This window comes from Mangrovibacterium sp. (assembly GCF_041596335.1).
Lineage (GTDB): Bacteria > Bacteroidota > Bacteroidia > Bacteroidales > Prolixibacteraceae > Mangrovibacterium.
Genome location: NZ_JBFHIT010000030.1, coordinates 1 through 20,695, shown reverse-complemented (window position 1 = coordinate 20,695; position 20,695 = coordinate 1). Strand labels below are relative to the sequence as shown.

Annotated in this window: 10 protein-coding genes; all 10 read left to right on the top strand. The window is 43.0% G+C overall.

The window, feature by feature from the left end; translation table 11 throughout:
* Positions 1-685 precede the first annotated feature (685 nt).
* The 10 genes from ABZD21_RS11730 to ABZD21_RS11685 all read left to right on the top strand — a co-directional run bounded on the left by ABZD21_RS11730 (position 686) and on the right by ABZD21_RS11685 (position 20,694).
* Entirely contained in the window at positions 686-5,449 is a 4,764-nt protein-coding gene (locus ABZD21_RS11730; protein WP_372775188.1) for a glycosyltransferase, read from the top strand.
* A 357-nt stretch (positions 5,450-5,806) separates the two neighbouring features.
* On the top strand, positions 5,807-7,033 hold the full coding sequence (locus tag ABZD21_RS11725; protein ID WP_372775187.1) for an exonuclease SbcCD subunit D: 1,227 nt from the start codon (positions 5,807-5,809) through the stop codon (positions 7,031-7,033).
* Positions 7,030-10,110 carry an AAA family ATPase gene (locus ABZD21_RS11720; RefSeq protein WP_372775186.1) on the top strand — a complete coding sequence of 1,027 codons (3,081 nt, stop codon included), beginning with the start codon at positions 7,030-7,032 and terminating at the stop codon, positions 10,108-10,110. Before ABZD21_RS11725 ends, ABZD21_RS11720 begins: the two co-directional genes overlap by 4 nt.
* 358 nt (positions 10,111-10,468) lie before the next feature.
* The gene (locus tag ABZD21_RS11715) at positions 10,469-11,479 is read left to right on the top strand and encodes an L-rhamnose/proton symporter RhaT (RefSeq protein WP_372775185.1); all 1,011 of its coding nucleotides are present in this window, start codon (positions 10,469-10,471) and stop codon (positions 11,477-11,479) included.
* A 42-nt stretch (positions 11,480-11,521) separates the two neighbouring features.
* On the top strand, positions 11,522-12,655 hold the full coding sequence (locus tag ABZD21_RS11710; protein ID WP_372775184.1) for a mandelate racemase/muconate lactonizing enzyme family protein: 1,134 nt from the start codon (positions 11,522-11,524) through the stop codon (positions 12,653-12,655).
* A 4-nt stretch (positions 12,656-12,659) separates the two neighbouring features.
* Positions 12,660-14,096, top strand: coding sequence for an NAD-dependent succinate-semialdehyde dehydrogenase (locus ABZD21_RS11705; RefSeq protein WP_372775183.1), 1,437 nt, complete (start codon positions 12,660-12,662; stop codon positions 14,094-14,096).
* A 2-nt stretch (positions 14,097-14,098) separates the two neighbouring features.
* The gene (locus ABZD21_RS11700; RefSeq protein WP_372775182.1) at positions 14,099-14,797 is read left to right on the top strand and encodes a bifunctional 4-hydroxy-2-oxoglutarate aldolase/2-dehydro-3-deoxy-phosphogluconate aldolase; all 699 of its coding nucleotides are present in this window, start codon (positions 14,099-14,101) and stop codon (positions 14,795-14,797) included.
* Between the two features lie 45 nt (positions 14,798-14,842).
* Positions 14,843-15,931: a sugar kinase gene (locus ABZD21_RS11695; protein ID WP_372775181.1), complete on the top strand. Its 1,089-nt coding sequence runs from the start codon at positions 14,843-14,845 to the stop codon at positions 15,929-15,931.
* Between the two features lie 437 nt (positions 15,932-16,368).
* Entirely contained in the window at positions 16,369-19,605 is a 3,237-nt protein-coding gene (locus ABZD21_RS11690) for a glycoside hydrolase family 2 TIM barrel-domain containing protein (protein ID WP_372775180.1), read from the top strand.
* A 207-nt stretch (positions 19,606-19,812) separates the two neighbouring features.
* Positions 19,813-20,694, top strand: a complete 882-nt coding sequence (locus ABZD21_RS11685; protein ID WP_372775179.1) for an AraC family transcriptional regulator — start codon at positions 19,813-19,815, stop codon at positions 20,692-20,694.
* Position 20,695: the final 1 nt, after the last annotated feature.

The window sequence follows — 20,695 nt, the reverse complement described above, 5'->3', positions numbered from 1 at the left end:
CCAACCGAAACCCGAAACCAACCAACAGTAAACCAACTCGTACGCTGCGTAAACCAGTTACAACAAGCATCAAACAACATCAGCAGACATGTAAACCGTTTGCAACCCTCATTAAACCACATTCGCAGAACTGTAAATCGCTTTCAACCGTTATTAAATGACATAAGCAGAAGCGTAAACCAATTTCGACGATCATTATACGACTTTAGCAGTAGCGTAAACTACATTCTGATTACATTATTCGACTTTAGCAGAAGCGTAAACCGCTTTCGGATATCATTATTCAACTTAAGCAGAGGCGTAGACTACATACAACCTTCATTACACGACTTAAGCAGCCGAGTAAATCAAATGATCCAAGCAGTAATCAATATAAACCGTTCGTAATTGACAAGCCACCGTTCGTATTTGCGGGTGCTTTGCGAATAGGCAGGGAATAACCATGGCCTGTGAAGCGTACAGTTCACCTTAAACGGTGGTTGATCGTAATTTAACAATTGTTGAAAACTAGCTGAATATTTTTGTAAAATAAATTACGTAAATCAGTAATTTAGTGAATCCAAAAAACAATGATAAATAAACAGCCCACGCACATTGCACACATTAGCAAATCGCACAGGCTGACACACAAACCAAAATTTGCAAAGGAGTGCAATAGTTCCCGAAACAATAGCCGTATCTAGAGATGAAATTCTGTGTTATCATAGCGACCTCACAAAAAAGAACATACTGGTTGATTAATCGAAGTTTGCTTTCTGTTTACAGCCAAGTTGGAATTAAAAAATCGGAATGGAGTGTAATCGTAGTCGATGATAATAGAGGCACGTCTGAGTTTATTGAAATTCAAAAACAAGTAAAACTTCTAAGAACCAAATTGAACCTTAGTCCTACTGAATTTTCTACAACTATTATTAGGAATAAACGAACTCAGTTTATGTCTGGTACAGGCGCATGGAATACAGGAATATATGAATCCCATGTTAACTCTCCTGATGGTTTTGTAAGCATTCTAGACGATGATGACGAGTATTTGCCAAATCATTTATCAGAATGTGTTTCAGTAGTGAAGACCGACTCTGTCGCGGTATTTCAGCGTTTAATATGGTATAATGAGGATAAATCAACTACGGATGTAGATTTGACAAAAAGAAGTTTAACTCCAGAAAATTTCTTTATTGGAAACCCAGGTGTTCAGGGGAGTAATATGTTTTTTAAAACACAAAGCCTTATCGAAATAGATTGTTTTGACGAAACACTACCCAATACAACTGACAGAGATTTAATGATTCGTTTCCTATGGAAAAATAATTTGAACAATATAGAGGTAATAGAACAAGTTGGAGTTTGGCATTATAATCATAAAAGGCAAAAAGTGAACAACGATATTCTAAAAAAACAAGAAGGATTGGATTTGTTTTACAAAAAATTCAAAACTCATTTTTCAGAAAAAGATTATCAAAAATCATTAATTAGAGCAAAGAAATATTTCAATTATACTCCTTCGGAACAGATTGTAATTTGTATGGCATTAAAAAATGCAGAAAAGACTGTGGAAAAAGCTGTTCTTTCTGTTTTAAAACAAACCAATACAAAACGTGAAATTGTTTTATTAATCGGTAACGATAACTCAACTGACAACTCAGAAACAATACTAAAAGAAATTGTTTCGCAAAATCCTAGTATTGTTTTGCTTAATGTGAGGTTTGGTAAAGCATATTTAATCAGAAATTATTTGAACAAATATGCCCGAAAAAACTATCCCAATTGTGTACTTATTGGCAGACTTGATGCAGATGATGTGATATACAATGAAAAAACAATTAGTCAGATTGAAAAATTGTATGATGAAACAAATTTTGATGTTTTTATGTGTGGTAATAAGCAAGTTAAAAACGGAGAAATTCTAGAGTGGGAGAATAAGCCAAGTAAAAAACTATTACAAGAGGAATATCTTTTAAGTCAGCTATTTGAAATGACAAAAAGAAATCCCAAAGCAGAACTACCTTCTTGTAATACATTCATAAAGCCATTCATAAAGACTGAATATCCTGATAAACTAAGTGCAGAAGACCACTGGTTTACAGTATTGCTTCTGCTTCAAAAAGAAAAGCTAAATATTCAAATTGACGAAAATTTGATTTATTCTGTTTATTCCTTGGGTGGAAATACCACTAATAACAACAAAAAAGCAGATGTCTATAAAGAAAGCAGAAAGGAGCTTTATGAGTTTTTTAAATATCAGAGTAGAATAAAAAGAGCAGAAAATATCCTATTAACAAGAGGTATTCAGTCGATTGAATATTTAGGTGAAGGACATGAAGGAGTAGTTTTTAAAGATACAAAAAGTGTATATAAGGTTTTACTACCAATAAACAACGAAACGTTTAATTTTGAAATAGCCAACAGAAGAAATTCTTTCTTTTTAAATCTACCTATGGATTTAAAGCACTTGTATTGCATTGAACTAATAAAAACACAAGAATCCATTATTGTAAAATATCCTTTTGAAGAAGGGGCGAAATGCAGTTCTTACACAGAAAACGAAGCTATTAGTATCCTAACCGAGCTTTGGCAACAAAAAATCATCATTTTAGATTGTAAACCAGAGAATTGTATTCGAATTGGAGACGCTGTGAAAATCATTGACTTAGATGGTAAAGAGTACAATGATAATTTGTTTTTAAACATGTGTGCAAGAATGTATTTGTATGCTAACTATTACAGTAAATATGAGTACGCAGAATTTCATAAAGTAAAACGAAGTGCCATCAATAATTTTGAACTTCCAGAGCTAAACGGGTTGCGTGTTTTTGTTAATCGAGTGTATTCCAATATCATTTTTGAAGAATCAAAGCACTTTAACCATTTTGAGGATCCTGTAGAAGATGAAATTCAGGAGCAAATCAATATTAATGACAATTTGGAAAATGTATTATTTTCCAAAATCAAAGACCATAAATTTTTAACAGGAATCTATCTTGATGGATATAAGCTGAATAGTGATAATTATTTTGAGCCTATAAATCTGCGAGTAGGTTTTAAACCAATAACGCCTATTGATAAAAAGGTTACATTGCTTATAAAAACCTGCCCACAAGACACAGCGACCATTGATGAAAATGTAAAACATATTATAAAGCAATTGTCTTCTCCAAATTCATTTTATGAAGTATTGATTTCCATTGATACGAAAGAGGAAGATTTTCTGCGAGAATTTAACGGCAGTGGAACTTTAAAAGAGCTACTAGAAAAGGTTGAAAACCTAAAAGAAAATAGGATAATTGACCGATATATTATTTTCGACCAATCCAAAACCAAGGAACTAAATAAACGGTGGTTTGACATAGATTCAGAAGCTTCGCATACAATTAGTAAAGCCCCTTTAGCTCCTCAGTTATATGCCTTTGAACAGTGTAAAGGGGATTATATTCTGCAAATGGATAGCGATGTCTTGATTGGCCGAAAAGACTACAGCCATTCATTTCTTACCGATATGTTGTCAGAGTTTGATAAAAACAAAGATGTTGTTTCAGTCGGTTTTAATATCCCACAAAAAGAAACTAACGACTATTGGGGATTTAAAGATGGCGGATTTGTTCCAGAGGTTCGGATGGGGTTATTGCATAAAGAACGTATTCATAATTTGTTTCCATTGCCTAATTCGGTCAGCGCAAATGGGAAACCTGAACTAACTTGGCAGAGGTCTTTGCTAAAGATGCAAAAAGAGCGCAATAAAGTTTCTATTCGTGGTGGTGACCATCGAAGTTTTTACATCCATCCGCAGAATTACCGAAAAAAAGAACCGTATGCCTGGCTAACTATTTTAGATAAAGTAGAACAAAATATATTGCCTGATTTTCAATTTGGAAAGTTTGATGTAGAAGGTTCGTTGTATGATTGGTCAATTCCCAAAAGGAATGAAAAAATTGTAGTGGTTTCGTGTTTTAGAAATGTTAGTATTGACCGTTTCCTGAGAATGTGGTGTTCTTTAATGGCTCAAAGCACAGCTGATTTCGGAATTATTCTCTTAGATGACAATTCTGATAACGGACTCCCTTATTTTATTGATACCCTAATTAAACCTCATTTGAATAAGGTTACTATCATCAAAAAAAGAAACAGGTCTACACGCTTGGAGAATGTGTATACTGCAATTCATTATTATGTATCGAATCCGGACTCAATAATTGTGATGTTAGACGGTGACGATGCTTTGATAGGAAAAAACGTATTAACTACAATTGTTGAGAAATATGACGCTTACAATGCTGATGTTGCAGTAGGTCGCTTTCATCAAACTTATAGAATACAGCCACACTATCGCTATCCAGTTGATTTTGCAAATCCAAGAAAAACAGGAGGCAATGTTTGGCAACATTTAAAAAGTTTCAAGAAATATCTTTTTGATGCAATACCACTTCATTATTTCAAATACAAAGAAGAATCTGTAAAACTTTATAATAACAAATGGCTTCAGTCATGCGATGACTTTGCTTTAATGGTTCCTATTGTAGAAATGTCCCAACAACCAATTTATTTAGATGACATTAACTATTATTACGAGCGTGATTATCAAAAAAGAGATGATAGTAGGGACATAAAAGAACATTGTATTGCGGAAATTCTAACAAAACCACCCCTATCAAAAAAGGATGTATTCAAAAAAAGGAAAACCTTTCTTCCCAATACTAATAAAGTTGAAATAGACATTACTTATGAGTGTAATCTAAAGTGTTTAGGGTGTAATCGCTCATGTACGCAAGCACCAACAACAGATTGTGTTACATTTTCAGATATAAAGCAGTTTGTAGAAGAGTCTGTACTTTCTAATAAAAAATGGGAACTTATAAATATTCTAGGTGGTGAACCGACCTTACATACAGAATTTGAAAAGATTATAAAATATATACATAACGAATATATCCTAAAGCAATCTCCTAAAACTATATTGCAAATTGTCTCTAACGGATATGATGAAAAATCACGAATTCTATGTGATGATATGAGAGCAAAGTACCGGAATGTACACATTGATTATGGTTCATACAAAACAGATAGAGTGGTAGAATATTTTTCACCATTTAATGATGCACCCGTTGATGATGATAATTTTAAAGACGCAGATTTTAAAAAAGGTTGTTGGGTAACCAGTTACTGCGGTATTGGCTTAAATAAAAATGGCTATTATGCCTGTGCAGTTGCAGGTGGAATAGATCGAATTTGCAATAAAAATATGGCTATCACCAAATTGACTGAAATAACCAATGAGAGATTAGAACAGCAATTAGAAGAATTTTGCAGATACTGTGGTAACTTTAAAGCATACGAAGAGAATTTTGGCAATTTTATTCCAAGAGTAGAAAAAGAACCTTTTAAGAATGAAATTTCAGAATCGTGGAAAAGATTATATGAAGGTAGGCATTCGCCCAACCCCGTCTTGTGTCTTTAGCTAGGACAGTTCTCTTTTAAAGTTTCTCTAAAATGTTCGGAGAACTTTGAGAAATTTAGGAGTGACTTTGGTTTATGGGTTTGAAATTGTAAGGTTTCACTTTAGCTACCTTTAGATTTCGTTCAACATCATTACACGACTTAAGCTGAAGCGTAGACAACTTACAACCCTCATTACTCGACTTTGGCAGCCGAGTAAAACAAAAGATCCAAGCAGTAATCAATATAAACTGTTCGTAATTGACAAGCACCGGCAAACTTCCTCTTTGCATTTCCAATCGCTCAACTTGCTGCACCCGCCGAGTTCGAGTATATTTGGGCTGGCAACTGATTTGTTGCAAAAAACTTGATGTAGACTATGAAACTCCTCCATACTTCCGATTGGCATCTGGGTAAGCGGCTCGACGATTTTTCGCGGCTGGAAGAACAACAGGCTGTGATGAGCGAAATTTGTGACCTGGCCGAACGCGAGCAAGCTGATGCGGTGCTGGTAGCCGGCGATTTGTTCGATACGTTTAATCCGCCCACCGAGGCTGTTGATTTGCTGTATAAAACACTGAAACGCCTAACAAACAATGGTCGCCGGCCGGTGATTGCAATTGCCGGAAACCACGATTCGCCCGACCGAATTGAAGCGCCCGATCCGCTGGCCCGCGAATGCGGGATTATTTTTGCCGGCTATCCGAATTCGGTTGTCGCTCCGTTTGAGCTTGAAACAGGGCTGAAGGTGACCCAAAGCACCGACGGTTTTCTCGAGATCAAACTTCCCGGAACAGCGGTTCCGTTGCGCATTCTGCTAACGCCTTATGCCAACGAGTACCGACTGAAAACTTGTCTGGGACTGGAAAACAGCGAAGCCGAGCTGCGGGCTGTGCTTCAACAAAAATGGAACGAGCTGGCCAGTCGGTTTTGCGACCAGCGTGGGGTGAATGTGTTGGTGTCGCATCTTTTCATGATTAAAAAAGGCGACGAGCTACCCGAAGAACCGCTGGACGAAAAGCCAATTCTGCATGTTGGCGGGGCGCAGGCCATTTATACCGAAAATATTCCGGCACAAATTCAACATACCGCTCTGGGGCATTTGCATCGTATGCATCGTGTTGGGCCGGCAGCCAACCATTCGGCCTGGTACAGTGGCAGCCCGCTTTCGTACAGTTTTGCCGAAGCTAATCAGAGAAAATATGCCTTGCTGGTGGATGTGGAGCCGGGCAAAGCAGCCGTAGTTTCAGAAGTTGAATTAACCAAAGGAAAGAAATTGCTCCGCAAGCGAGCCGAAGGAATGGACGATGCCCTGCAATGGTTGTCCGAAAACCCCGATGTTCTGGTGGAGCTGACACTGGTGACCGACTCATTTCTCACGGCAGCCGAACGCCGGCAGTTGAGCGCCGTTCACAATGGCATAGTTGTCATTATTCCGGAAGTGACGAATGCCGATGAGTTGGTTGGCCGGCAGCAAAAGCAGATCGACCTTACCCAGAGCATGGAGCAACTGTTTCGCGACTATTTCAGACACGAGAAAGGGCAGGAGCCGAATGACGAGCTCATGAATTTATTCACCGAACTATTGGCCGAAGAAGAACAATGATACCGATACAACTCACCCTGCAAGGTTTGTATTCATACCAGGAAAAGCAAACCATCGATTTTACAAAACTGACAGCGGCCAATCTGTTTGGCATTTTTGGCTCGGTTGGAAGCGGAAAGTCGTCGATTTTGGAAGCGATTACCTTTGCGATTTATGGCCGTACCGACCGATTGAATCTGTCGGGCGACAATCGGTACTACAACATGATGAACCTGAAGTCGAACGAGTTGCTTATCGAGTTCGTTTTCGAGACCGGGAAGAACCAAACCACTTATCGCGCATCGGTAAAGGGGCGGCGAAACAGCAAGAATTTCGACGATGTAAAGGCGCTCGATCGTTCGGCCTATCAGAAAACAAACGGCGAATGGATTCCTATTTCCGTTGAATCGCTCGAAAGTGCTATCGGCCTTAGTTACGACAATTTCAAGCGAACGATCATCATTCCGCAGGGGCAGTTTCAGGAATTTTTGCAGCTTGGAAATAAGGATCGAACGCAAATGATGAAGGAACTTTTCAACCTCGGAAAGTTCGAGTTTTATTATAAGGTGGCGTCGCTCGAATCGAAAAACAATGCGCAAAAGCAAAACATCGACGGGCAGTTGCTGCAATTGGGCGCTGTTGATCCGGAGCAGGTAAAAGTGCATCAGGAACAACTGAGCCAACTCGGAAAGGAGATTGAAAAGAACAGCCTTCGGCTAACCGAACAGGGAAAAGCGGAAGAGCAACTTCGGCAGTTACAGGAACTAACCAAAAAGCGGGCTGAAGCGGGGAAAACATTGTCGGAACTTCAGCAGCAAGCCACCGTTTACGATGCGTTGGAAACGAAAATTACCCGATACGAACAGTGCGTGCTTGGCTTTAAACATGTGCTGGATTCGCTTCAATCCGGAACGCGGAGGCTGGAGGATCGGAACCGGCAAATTAAACTCGATTCCGGTCAGCTGAAACTGAAAGAAGAAGAAATAGCAAGGTTGAAGCAATCTCTGGAGGCGCTGAAACCGCAGTACGAGAAGCGGACCGAATTGAAGCAGAAAGCCGATGAGCTGACTCTTTTACTGCAAATGAAAGATCTGGAGAAGCAGCTTGTTTCCGAAAACGAACGACTGAAAAAGGGGAAGGAGGCTTTTTCCGATACCAGCGACAAGGCCGATAAACTGAAAGTACAGAAGCAACAACTGGAAGAACGCCTGAAACTGCATCGGCAGAAGTTGTCCGATCTCGACGTTTTGGCGCAGGTAAAAGCGTGGTACGTCGAGAAGCACAACATCGACAAGCAGCTTCGGGAGCTGGATAAGGAAATTGAAAAATACAAGCGGGAAGAACAGATTAACCGGCAGGATCGGTCGAAATTATTGACTTTGCCCGTTGTAGAAACACTTTCTCGCGATGCGGAGCCGGACGTTTATTTGCCATTCATTCAGCAAAAAACAAGCGAAAATAAAGCGAAACTGAAAGTGCTGGAGGAGCAGGCCAATCATATTCAGGTGAAAGCTCAGCTGAAGACTTATGCTGAAGATTTGGAAGACGGAAAAGCCTGTCCGCTTTGTGGGGCGGTTCATCATCCGGAACTGTTCAATGCCGACGATATTGCAGAAGCACTGGCGAAACTGGCGAAGGAGCGCGATGCTTGTGAGCAGCAACTGGAGCAGTTGGCAAAGGTTGCGCAGTCGCTGAATTTGCTCGAAAGTCAGCGGCAGTTTACGCTTCGGCACCTGAACGAACTGTCGGAAAAGAAAGCCCTTCAGCAAAAGGCGATGGCGGCTCACGCGGCTTTGTTCTGTTGGGAAAAATTTCGGGACGAGACCGAGCTTACCAAAGCCTCTCTGGAAGTATCGCGCATTCAGCAGGTGTTAAAAAAGGATGAATCGGAGCTGGAACAGCTTGCCAAAGAACTGACACAAGCGGAGAAAAACAAGGAACGCTATCAGGCTGAACTCGAAAAGATAAAAACCAGCCAGACCATTCGGGAGACCGAGCTGAAAACCATTGGGCAGCAGCTGAAGATTGTTGTTCCGGCACAGTATCAGCAAACGCAGTTGCCGGAATTAGAAGCCGAAAAAGCCGGTTTGTTGCAGCGCTTTGCCCGCATTGAAAAGGAGGTTGCCGAAAAAACTGAAACGCTTGCCGAGCGAAGCAAGCAAAAGGACACTTTAAGCGGAAGTTTACTTGTGAACCGCAAGGAACTGGAGCAGGATGAGCAGCAAATAAAAGAACTGAACAAGCAACTGCAGGAGCAACTGGCAAAAACGGCCTACGAATCTGCGGAGGAAGTGCGTAGGGTGTTGGCCGAGCCAATGGATCTGGAGCGTGAGAAAAAGCGACTCGCACAATTTAACGACTCGTTGGTTCGCAGTAAGTCGCAAGTTGAACAGTTGCAAAAAGAAATTGGCGATCGGGTTTACGATAGTGAGGCGCACCAAAAGATGCTTCGGGAAATTGCCGAACGGAACGCACTGCTGAAGCAGCAAAATCAGGAGTTGGGCAAAACGCAGGAGTTGTTGAAAAAGCTGCAAAAAGATTTGGAAAGCCAGGCAGTTTTGCGAAAAGAGTTGGAGAAACTGGAGCTGAGAGCGGAGAATATCAAAACCATGAAATCGCTGTTTAAAGCGAGCGGGTTTGTCAATTATATCTCGTCGGTTTATTTGCAAAATTTATGTCATTCGGCCAACGACCGGTTCTTTCAGTTAACCCGGCAAAAGTTGAGTTTGGAAATCACCCCCGACAATAGCTTTCAGGTGCGCGATTTCATGAACGGAGGAAAAGTTCGCAGCGTAAAAACCCTTTCGGGCGGACAAACCTTTCAGGCCGCCTTGTCGCTGGCCCTGGCTCTGGCCGACAATATTCAGAAGATCACCGAGTCGAATCAGAATTTCTTTTTTCTGGACGAAGGTTTCGGTTCGTTGGATAAGGAATCGTTGACTGTTGTTTTCGAAACACTGAAGTCGCTCCGAAAGGAAAACCGCATTGTCGGTGTCATCTCTCATGTTGAAGAGATGCAGCAGGAAATCGATGTTCATTTGCGGATCGACAACCACATCGAAAAGGGGAGTCTCATTTATTCGAACTGGAATGAGTGAATGCTCGCTCGCGGAGTGAGCACCAAAAACCGAATTTTGTTCGAACGCGGATCGACGAAAGAAGCTGGCCTATAGTCGGCTTCTGTTGTTTGCTGCTCATACAGCTCCGGTTTATACCGTGCTTTCAAGTTCAGCTTCAAGCCTGATTACTATTGGGAATGGCAGCGATAGTGTGCACTGGAGAAATCAGAAAAAACAAACTAAGTTGTAAGCTCCCTGCTTTAAATCAGGTTCTCAATTATCCGGAATAAAAGCCGGAGGAAGGAAAGAGAGGTAATTTTATGCAAGTAACGGATAAAATCGGGTAATATACTCCCATCGTAATCAGGTTAATTTGTTGTAAAAATTAATCTCTATTATGGAATTCGCACTTATCCCCTTCGCGTTGGTATTCCTTGCCAGCATTTTTCAAGGAACTTTTGGCCTCGGAATGAAGTTTATGGCGCCCTTAAAATGGGAAGCCTGGTGGTTGGTTCATGCTACTGTCGCCATGGTGCTTTTCCCCTTGATTTGGGCTCTGGCGGTTGTTCCGAACCTATTTGAAGCGATTGCCAACGCTCCGGCTGAGGCCATCCTGGTCGGCATGTTGTTTGGCTTCCTTTGGGGAATTGGCGGAATCATGTTTGGCAAAAGTATTCCTTATATCGGTATCTCGTTGACTTACGGAATTGTTATGGGCGTTTGCTCTGCCGTTGGCAGTCTAATTCCTTTCTTTCAGCTCGAAAACGCGACGAGTTTGCCGGCTTTCCCTTATGTAATGACTGGAGTTGCCGTTATGCTGGTTGGTGTTGCCATTACCGCTTTGGCCGGTATTCGTCGCGACAAACTGGAGCAGCAGGGTAAAAAGAGTGAGGTCAACTTAAAGGTCGGACTTACAATCGCTGTTGTCAGCGGAATCCTTTCGGCTTTGCTGAACGTGGGTTTTGTAAATGCTCAACCGGTTGGTAAGGCTGCCGAAGCTTATGGCACCATAGCCCGAAACAGCAGCCTGGCCATTTGGGTTGTGGTATTAATCGGAGCCTATATCATGAATGCCGGCTATGCCGTTTTCCTGTTAACTAAAAATAAAACCTGGGGGTCGTTTGCCGTACCCAAAGCCAGGAAAGCTTATTTCTGGTCGATTGTTGCTGGCTTGCTGTGGTTTGGCGCGCTAGGTGTGTACGGGCAGGGAGCCACACTAATGGGCGATATGGGGCCTGTTATCGGATGGCCAATTCTGCTTGGTGTTTCGCTTATTGTTAGCAACATCTGGGCTTATCTGAATCAAGAGTGGAAAGGGGCTTCCAAGCCATTCTCGTTGCTGTTGGTCGGTTTGTTGGTACTTTTAATTGCCACGATCATCCTCGGATATTCAAACGGAGTCGCATAAAAAAAATAGATAATCAATTTTCATTTGATAAACGAAATTACGATGAAGATAAAATCAATTGAAAGCTATATCCTTTCGGATAAGTTAAAAGAGAGCTTTTATTTTTCCCAGTGGGAATATTCGGAAAGACGCATTTGTATTGTTAAAGTAACGAGCGACACCGGACATGTTGGATGGGGCGAAGGCTATGGCCCGGCAGGGGTTATTCAGGCTGGAATTGAGCACTTAACTCAGTTCATTGTTGGTATGAATCCACTGGAAACAGAGACAATCTGGAGCATGATGTACCGACGAACGTTGGACTATGCCCGCCGGGGAGTGCTTGTTTCAGCCATTAGTGCCATCGATGTCGCCCTATGGGATTTAAAAGGTAAAATCATGCAACAACCGGTTCATCTTCTACTCGGAGGAAAGAAACGGGATTTTATAACTCCATATGCTACCGGACTGTATTATACGCACTGCGATGACCTGTGCGGAAAGTTAGTAGAGGAAGCCAAGCAATATGTTGCGCTTGGCTACAAGGCAATGAAAATGAAAGTGGGGTTGGGTATCGATGTTGATATCGAGTATGTTAAGAGTGTTCGTGAGGCTATTGGTCCGGATGTTCAGTTAATGATTGATGCCAATCATGCTTATAATCTAAGAGAAGCGGTACAACTTTCACGAGCGGTTGAACAGTACAATATCGGATGGTTCGAAGAGCCAATCTCTCCCGAATATTACGATCAGTACCACGAGCTGAGAACAAAAACAACCATTCCGATTTCCGGAGGTGAATGCGAATATCTGCGCTTTGGCTTTCAAACGTTGCTACAGTCGAAATCGGTCGATATCATTCAACCCGATATTTGCGCTACCGGTGGACTGACAGAAGCCAAACGCATTGCAGCACTGGCTTCAGTTTATGGTGTCGAGCTAGTACCGCACACCTGGGGAACCGGAATTGCCATTTCCGCCGCGTTACATTTTGTTGGTAATTTAGATATCTTACCAGGACGTTTACGAACTCCGAACGCTTTTATTGAGTATGACCGTACAGAAAACGGACTGCGCGAAGAGCTAACCACAACTGATATGGTGGCTGTAAACGGCGAAATAAAATTGAGTGACAAACCGGGATTGGGGTTTGAATTTAATGAAGATATCTTGCACAAATACACGTTAAAAGAATAAGACCATGGAACTGGGATACAAAAAAATGTATATCGACGGACAGCTGGTTGATGCCGTGTCCGGCGCGAAAGAAAAAGTTGAATGTCCGGGCACCGGTGATATTATCGCTGAAATTGCCTGGGGCGGAAAAGAAGATGCGATCCTGGCTTTGGACGCTGCGCAAGCTGCGTTTAAGAAGTGGTCGAAAATGAGTATCAACACCCGCAAAATGTGGATGGACAAGCTCCGTGATGCCGTGATTAAACGGCAACATGATATTCGTGAAGCGGTGATGTATGAAATGGGTAAAACCTATAATCAGGCGGTTGAAGATTATGAAACCGTTGTTAACGCTTTGGAATGGTATCCGCAGGAAATGTTGCATCGTCGCGACGAGATTATTCCCGATCCGGACGGAACGCATGCCCATCACCTGATTGCCAAACCTGCCGGTGTAGCTGTTGGCTACCTGGCCTGGAACTTCCCACTTTTAAATCTGGGTTTCAAAATTGGTCCGGCTTTGGCTGCCGGATGTACTGTTATTTTAAAACCATCGGCCAATGCGCCTCTTTCAGCTTATTTAATTGGTGAAATATTAGAGAGTATCAACTTCCCGAAAGGGGTGGTAAACATTGTTGCCGGCTCGAACGAGGAGTTGGCACTTACACTTTCATCAAGCAAAATTCCGCGCGTGATCACGATGATCGGATCTTCCGTTTCCGGACGTATCGCTATGCAGCAGGCTGCCACTTCAATCAAGCATTTCAGCATGGAGTTGGGTGGAAATGCTCCGGCTATCGTGTTTGATGATGCCAACATTGTGCAGGCTGTAAACGACTTGGCAGCCCTCAAATTTGGTAACTGCGGACAGGTATGTGTGTCGCCAAACCGGATTTTTGTGCACGAGAATGTCTACGACGAGTTCGTGGAACGCTTTGTAGGCAAAGCCAAAAAACTTGAAGTCGGTTTTGGCAACGACGCTAAAATAGACATGGGACCGATCGTCGACGGCCGGTCTCGCGACCGGGTGATGAAGTTGGCTGAAAAGACTTTGGCAGAAGGCGCCAAGCTGGAGTGCGGCGGAAAAATCCCGGCCGACAAACCCAACGGCTATTTCTTCGAGCCTACCGTGTTTACCAATGTAAATCGCAACATGACCATTTTCCGCGAAGAGATTTTCGGACCATTGGCAGCAATCTACAAGTTTAAAACCGAAGAGGAAGTGCTGGATATGGCCAACGATTGCGAGGTTGGTTTGTCAAGTTATCTGTATACCAACGACATCAGCCGGATCAACAAGTTTACCTCCGAAATGGAAGTTGGTGAAGTGCATGTAAATGGATTCAAATATGCCATTTACCTTCCACATGGCGGGGTAAAGGAAAGTGGCCTGGGGCACGACTGTTCCCACCTTGCTTTAAATGATTATCTGGAGTTAAAACGTATTACCATTAGAAAATAACCATGCAACCTATAGCACAACGGGCAATGACGCCCTCAATAATTAAACGAATTGATGACGCAGGTATTATCGCGGTTTTAATTATCGACAAATTAGAACATGCTGTGCCCGTGGCAAAAGCCCTTTTAAAAGGAGGTGTCGATGCCATCGAACTAACCTTGCGGACTCCGGTTGCCATCGATGCGGCCAAGTTGATAAAAAAAGAGGTGCATGAAATGGCGCTGGGGTTTGGAACCGTTTTAACGGTCGACCAGGTAAAAGCAGTTGCCGATGTTGGAGCCGATTTTGCGGTTTCTCCAGGTTGTAACCCCAAAATTATCGCCGAAGCCTATAAGCATGGCTTGTCGTTCGCGCCCGGAATTATGACTCCAAGCGATATTGAAATCGCCGTAGAACAAGGTTGTCGGGTGTTGAAATACTTTCCTGCCGAAACATCGGGCGGAATGGAGCATTTGGAAAACATGGTTGCACCATACCAGTATTTGGGACTTTCGTTCATCCCGCTTGGCGGATGTAATATGAACAATGCCAGCAATTATCTCCAATCACCTCTGATTACTGCTATTGGCGGTTCGTGGGTGGCAAAACGCCCGTTGATACAGGCTGAAAACTGGGATGAGATTACAGCCAATGCGCGAGCGATCAAAGATTTAATTATCAATGTTCGATCTGGTAAAAAGCCGGTCGGGATTATCCATTAAAATTTTGTACATCAATTATTAGATCAGAAAAATAGTTAGAATAGGATGAAGACAATAGTAACCTTTGGTGAAATTATGGGCCGGATGGCTTCGCCCGAGAATTTGCGCTTGCGCCAAACCAGAAATTTAGAAGTTACCTACGCCGGAGCCGAAGCAAGTGTGGCTGCTTCAATCTGTAACTTTGGTGGAAAAGCCCGATACGTAACCGCACTGCCTAAACACGCCTTGGCCGAAGCAACGATGGACTCAGTTCGCTCGGTGGGGATCGACACGCAGTACGTTCTTCGAACTGACAAAGGACGGTTGGGCCTTTACTTTCTCGAAACAGGCGCGAACCAGCGTCCAAGTAATGTAATTTACGACCGTGAGGATTCGGCAATCGCCATTACACCGGCCGATCAGTATAACTGGGACGCTATTTTCACCGATGCCCAATGGCTTCATTTAAGTGGAATTACTCCTGCGTTGTCTAAAAAAGCGGCCGAGGCAACCTTGCGAGCTGCCCAAAAAGCCAAAGAGGCCGGCGCGTTGGTTTCAATCGATTTAAACTTCCGTGGAAAACTGTGGAAATGGGATCCAACAAAGTCTGCCCGTGAGCTGGCCCGGGAAACGATGAAGGGGATTTTGCCTTTCATTGATGTGGTGATTGCCAACGAAGAAGACTGCCATGATGTGTTAGGGATTCGTGCCGGCGACACCGATGTGCATTCCGGATCACTCGACACTTCCCGCTACCCGGATGTTGCCCGTCAGGTGGTGGCTCAATTCCCGAATGTTTCGAAAGTGGCTATTACGCTGTGCGAGAGTTATTCGGCAACACACAACAATTGGGGAGCCATGCTTTACGATGCCGGTGCTGACAAAGCGTACTTCGCACCGCTGGACGCGGACGGGAATTACCAATCGTATGAAATCAAAAATATTGTCGATCGTGTGGGGGGAGGCGATTCATTTGCCGGCGGTTTGATATTTGCGCTAACGACCAGCGAACTGAGTGAGCCGCAGACTGCTGTGAAATATGCTGTAGCAGCTTCATGTTTGAAGCATTCTATAAAAGGAGATTTTAACTATTCTACAAGGGCTGAGGTTGAAGCTTTAATGGGAGGCTCCGCTTCGGGTAGGGTAGTGCGCTAATACGATGTTTGTTTAATAGAAAGCTCTCTTTATGGGGGCTTTCTGTTTTCTGTTGAAGGCTGTAATTTGTCGGTTCAAAACCGTAATCGATACTCGTTCGTATGAAGGAATGCCGGGCATGATTAAAACAGCAAATGAGGGCGGAGTCCGGTACATCGGGCAACATTCTTCGACCACTTGTTGAACCGTGATTTTCTGAGCGGCGACTTTCAGGTTCAGCATAGTCGTTAATCGGGCGGTACAGTTGTGGTTGCAAGTTAATTAGCGGCCATTTTACCGGTGGATTGACTAAATAAATTGGGGCGGAAATGCTGCATCTGTTATCGAATGGCACCCTTTTTCGTATTGATATGAACCCCTATGGCCGGAATCGCAGCTTGTATCTTTGTTTCAAACCATAAATCAATAATTATTGAACTATACTAAAGGAGTAAATTATGATTAAAAAAATTGGACTCATTGGATCAATCCTGTTTTTTTCAAGCTATCTTCTTTTTGCCCAAAAAGATTGGGAAAATGAACATGTTTTCGAAAAAAACAAATTGGGCGCTCGTGTACCATCCTATTCGTTTAAAAACGTTGAGGACGCATTAACCGGCGATCGCGATAAAGCCCGGCTGATGTCGTTAAACGGAACATGGAAGTTTAAATATGTTGAGGATGATGAACTTCGTCCAACCGATTTTATGGCAACCGGTTTTGCCGGAAATGACTGGAATGATATCGAAGTCCCCTCGAACTGGGAACTGAAAGGTTTCGGCCAGCCTATTTACTCCAACATCATCTATCCGTTTACCCCTAATATAATGGATCAATCGCTAAAGTACGACTGGCGTGGTCCTCAGCCACCGTTCCCTCCTAAAATATACCGCGAGAATCCGGTGGGAAGCTATTTTCGCGATTTCGAACTTCCGGAAGATTGGACAGATCAATCGATTATCCTGCACTTTGGCGGAGTTTCATCCTCGTTTTATGTCTGGGTGAACGGGAAAGAAGTTGGTTATAGTCAGGACGACCGACTGGCTGCTGAGTTTGATATTACCGACTATGTTCAAGCCGGAAAAAACAGGGTAGCCGTTCAGGTTTTTCGCTGGAGCGATGGCAGCTACCTCGAAGATCAGGATATGTGGCGGTTGAGCGGAATTCATCGCGAAGTGTTGCTGTTGGCCAAACCCAAAATATCGCTCAACGACTTCTACGTCCGTACAACGTTCGATGCCAATTTGCAAGATGCCAAACTCGAAATCCGTCCAAGCGTTTGGGTGAAGGAAAATGAAGATAAACTAAACGGATGGACGATTTCTGCCGAGCTTTTTGAAGCCGATAAAAGTCCGGTGCAAACAACGGAGATGGTTGTTCCGCTTGCCAAAGTTTATTGGGAACGTTGGCCTCAGCGCGATATCACCAAGTTTGGTTTGTTGGAGACTATGGTGCGTCACCCGCGCAAATGGTCGGCCGAAGATCCCTATCAGTATACGCTGGTTTTTTCGGTGAAAAATCCACAGGGCGAACTTGTTGAAGCAAGAAGTCAGAAAATTGGATTTAGAAAAGTTGAGTTTAGCGCTAAAAATGAATTGCTGATCAATGGCCGCGTGGTTGAGATTATGGGCGTCAACCGGCACGACCACAGTGCTGTTAACGGGAAAGCGCTCACGCGCGACGAGATGCGTATGAACGTTGAGGTTCTGAAGCAATTCAATTTCAACGCGGTGCGGACTTCGCATTACCCCAACGATCCGTATTTCCTCGAACTGTGTAACGAATACGGACTATATGTGCTGGACGAGGCGAATGTGGAATGCCACCATTTGGGAAGTTATATTCCGCAGCAACCTTCATGGGCTGCACCAATTCTGACCCGCGTGACAAATATGGTTATTCGCGATAAAAATAATCCCTGCATCATCGGTTGGTCATTGGGCAACGAAGCCGGAACAGGACCTGCCTTTGCTGCCGCTTCTGCCTGGATCAAGGATTACGATCCTTCGCGCTTTGTTCATTACGAGGGAGCACAGGGCGATCCAACTGATCCGCATTACCAAGAGGGTGAGGCCGCCCAAAAAGTCTACCGGGGCTCAGCAATGGCGAACCCTGATGACCCAAATTATGTTGATGTGGTGAGCCGGATGTACCCGGAGCTCGACCAATTGGTAGCCATGTCAAACAGCCCGCACATCAACCGCCCGATTATCATGTGCGAATATTTGCATGCCATGGGAAACTCAATCGGAGGTCTGAATGATTTTTGGAAAGAAGTCCGTCAACGGCCAAATCTGATTGGTGGCTTCATTTGGGACATGGTTGATCAGGGGTTGGAAAAGCAAGGGCCTGACGGTAAAATGTTTTACGCTTATGGAGGCGATTACGGAGATATTCCGAACGATCAGAATTTCTGCCTGAATGGCGTGTTCGCTTCCGACCTTTCGCCAAACCCTCATGCCTGGGAATGTAAACACGAATTTCAGCCAGCTGTATTTGAGTTGGTTGACGCGAAAGCGGGAACGGTTCGGATCATCAATCGCTTCAACTTTACCAATCTGGATAAATACGACATACGTTGGGTGCTATCAGAGAATGGTGCCGACCTACAGTCGGGTGTTCTTCAGGCTGCTGATGTTGCTGCCGGAACATCGACTGTGGTTTCTGTGCCAATTAAACAGGTCGAATTTAAGGCCGAATCGGACTACTGGCTGCGCCTGAGTCTGCACGAGAAAACCGACCGTCTCTGGTGTAAAAAGGGTTTCGAAATAGCCAAAGACCAACTGCTTATAAAGGCAGCGGAAGCGCAGCCAGCTTATGTGTCAACATCCAAAGAGCTTGTTGGTGTTGATGAAACAGACGGAGCTATCGAGGTGAGCAATAAACTATTTGGTATTTCTATTTCTAAAGATAATGGGCAAGTGGTTTCGTACCGATTAAAAGGTGTGGAGCAGTTTAAATCACCTTTGATGTTGAACTTTATGCGCCCATCAACAGATAACGACATTCGTGGTGCAAATGTGAAATACGTCGCCGATATTAAGAAAGTTTGGGGGAATTATCCTGAAAAGTTACAGACTAATTCGGTTGTATTGGCGAAACAGGACGGAATGAAAACCACTGTTGAAGTGCTTCAAACGGCTGAAGGGATTGAGCTAAAAACAACGTACACGATCTTTAGCGATGGGACAGTTCAAGTTAATGTGGCGTTAGATGCAGAGCAATCGCTTCCTGATTTATTACGCTTTGGTATGACCGTTGGTCTGTCGAAATCGTTGGCCAATACAAGTTATTACGGAAATGGCCCGTGGGAGAACTACAGCGATCGGAAAAAGGGAGCAGAAGTGGATGAATTCACTTTAAAAACCGATGAGCTTTTTAACAATTACGCGCAGCCACAGGAGAACGGAAACAGAACCGATACCCGTTGGTTGAAGCTAACTGAAACAGACAAGAAGTCCGGACTACTGTTTAAAGGACTGTCAACCTTTGGCTTTTCAATTTGGCCCTATTCGGCTGAAAATATCGATGCAGCCAAACATCCGTTCGACTTGAAACCGTTGGGTTATTACACATTGAATATCGATGCTGTTCAGGCTCCGGTTGGAGGGACACTATCCGGTTATCTGCCGCAATACCTGTTAAAAGCAGGAGCGTATCAATTTGGCTTTCTGTTTGGTCCGTGCTGCAAATAGTAAATTTTTGCTTTGTTAGATTTTTTAATTCGATTACTTGATTTATTGGATGTTTTTAACCCCGTCAATCAATACGATTGACGGGGTTTTTCATGAATATCCAAACTTCTTTTTTTATTGAATGTTACTATTTACAGTTATTCTTTCTATTTTTCAGAACATTAACGAATGGTTTTTGAGAATAGTTACCCTGAAAATAAGCCACTGATGAAATTGATTCGGAAAAATACAGATCGATTTGAAAATGAACGGTTGAATATAACCATGAAAGACATTCCATGTTTGGATTCATCCTGGCATTATCATCCTCAGTTTGAGCTCTTGTATATTTCTCAAAGTACAGGTATTCGGTTTGTGGGCGATAGTGTATCTCAGTTTTCTCCCGGAGATCTTGTTTTGGTTGGGCCTAATTTACCGCATTTGTGGCGAAACGATCCCTCCTATTACAAGGAAGGTGATGAAAGCCGCGTTAAAACCATCGTCATCAAGTTTTCAAAGGATTTTATTGGCAAGGGAACTTTTGACAATGCGGAGTTCTATAGTATTGGCCATATGTTGGAAGAATCGAAGTTTGGCATTTCCTTTGGCAGAACAATCAGCAGAAAGTTTCACAATGATTTGATGGAGATCATTGATTTATCGCCAGCCGGGCAATCAATCATGCTCTTAAATATTCTTCTTCAATTGTCTCTTGCCGAGGAAAAAACGGTTTTGTCATCAACTGATATGAGACAATATACAACAGACAATTCCCAGCGAATTGATGACATTCTGAAATATATCTCCGATAATTATTCTACCTATATCAGTCTGAACGATGTAGCAGAAATAGCCTGCATGACCACCAACTCATTTTGCCGTTTTTTCAAGCGAATGACCAATAAATCCTACACTCAGTTTTTGAATGAAGTGCGTATTAGAAATGCGGCAAGGCTGCTGGTTCAAAACGAGGAATTATCGGTGTCAGAAATTGCCGATATGGTTGGTTACACGTCAATAACGAATTTCAACAGGCAGTTCAAGCAAATTTTGAACAACACTCCCCGGGATTTCAGACAGCTTCATGGCAGTGGTACACTTGTGTACTAGT

Coding starts and splice junctions, on each gene's coding strand:
- ABZD21_RS11715 (WP_372775185.1), top strand. CDS start 10,469: ATGGAATTCGCACTTATCCCCTTCGCGTTGGTATTCCTTGCCAGCATT.
- ABZD21_RS11705 (WP_372775183.1), top strand. CDS start 12,660: ATGGAACTGGGATACAAAAAAATGTATATCGACGGACAGCTGGTTGAT.
- ABZD21_RS11690 (WP_372775180.1), top strand. CDS start 16,369: ATGATTAAAAAAATTGGACTCATTGGATCAATCCTGTTTTTTTCAAGC.
- ABZD21_RS11700 (WP_372775182.1), top strand. CDS start 14,099: ATGCAACCTATAGCACAACGGGCAATGACGCCCTCAATAATTAAACGA.
- ABZD21_RS11725 (WP_372775187.1), top strand. CDS start 5,807: ATGAAACTCCTCCATACTTCCGATTGGCATCTGGGTAAGCGGCTCGAC.
- ABZD21_RS11720 (WP_372775186.1), top strand. CDS start 7,030: ATGATACCGATACAACTCACCCTGCAAGGTTTGTATTCATACCAGGAA.
- ABZD21_RS11685 (WP_372775179.1), top strand. CDS start 19,813: ATGAAATTGATTCGGAAAAATACAGATCGATTTGAAAATGAACGGTTG.
- ABZD21_RS11710 (WP_372775184.1), top strand. CDS start 11,522: ATGAAGATAAAATCAATTGAAAGCTATATCCTTTCGGATAAGTTAAAA.
- ABZD21_RS11695 (WP_372775181.1), top strand. CDS start 14,843: ATGAAGACAATAGTAACCTTTGGTGAAATTATGGGCCGGATGGCTTCG.
- ABZD21_RS11730 (WP_372775188.1), top strand. CDS start 686: ATGAAATTCTGTGTTATCATAGCGACCTCACAAAAAAGAACATACTGG.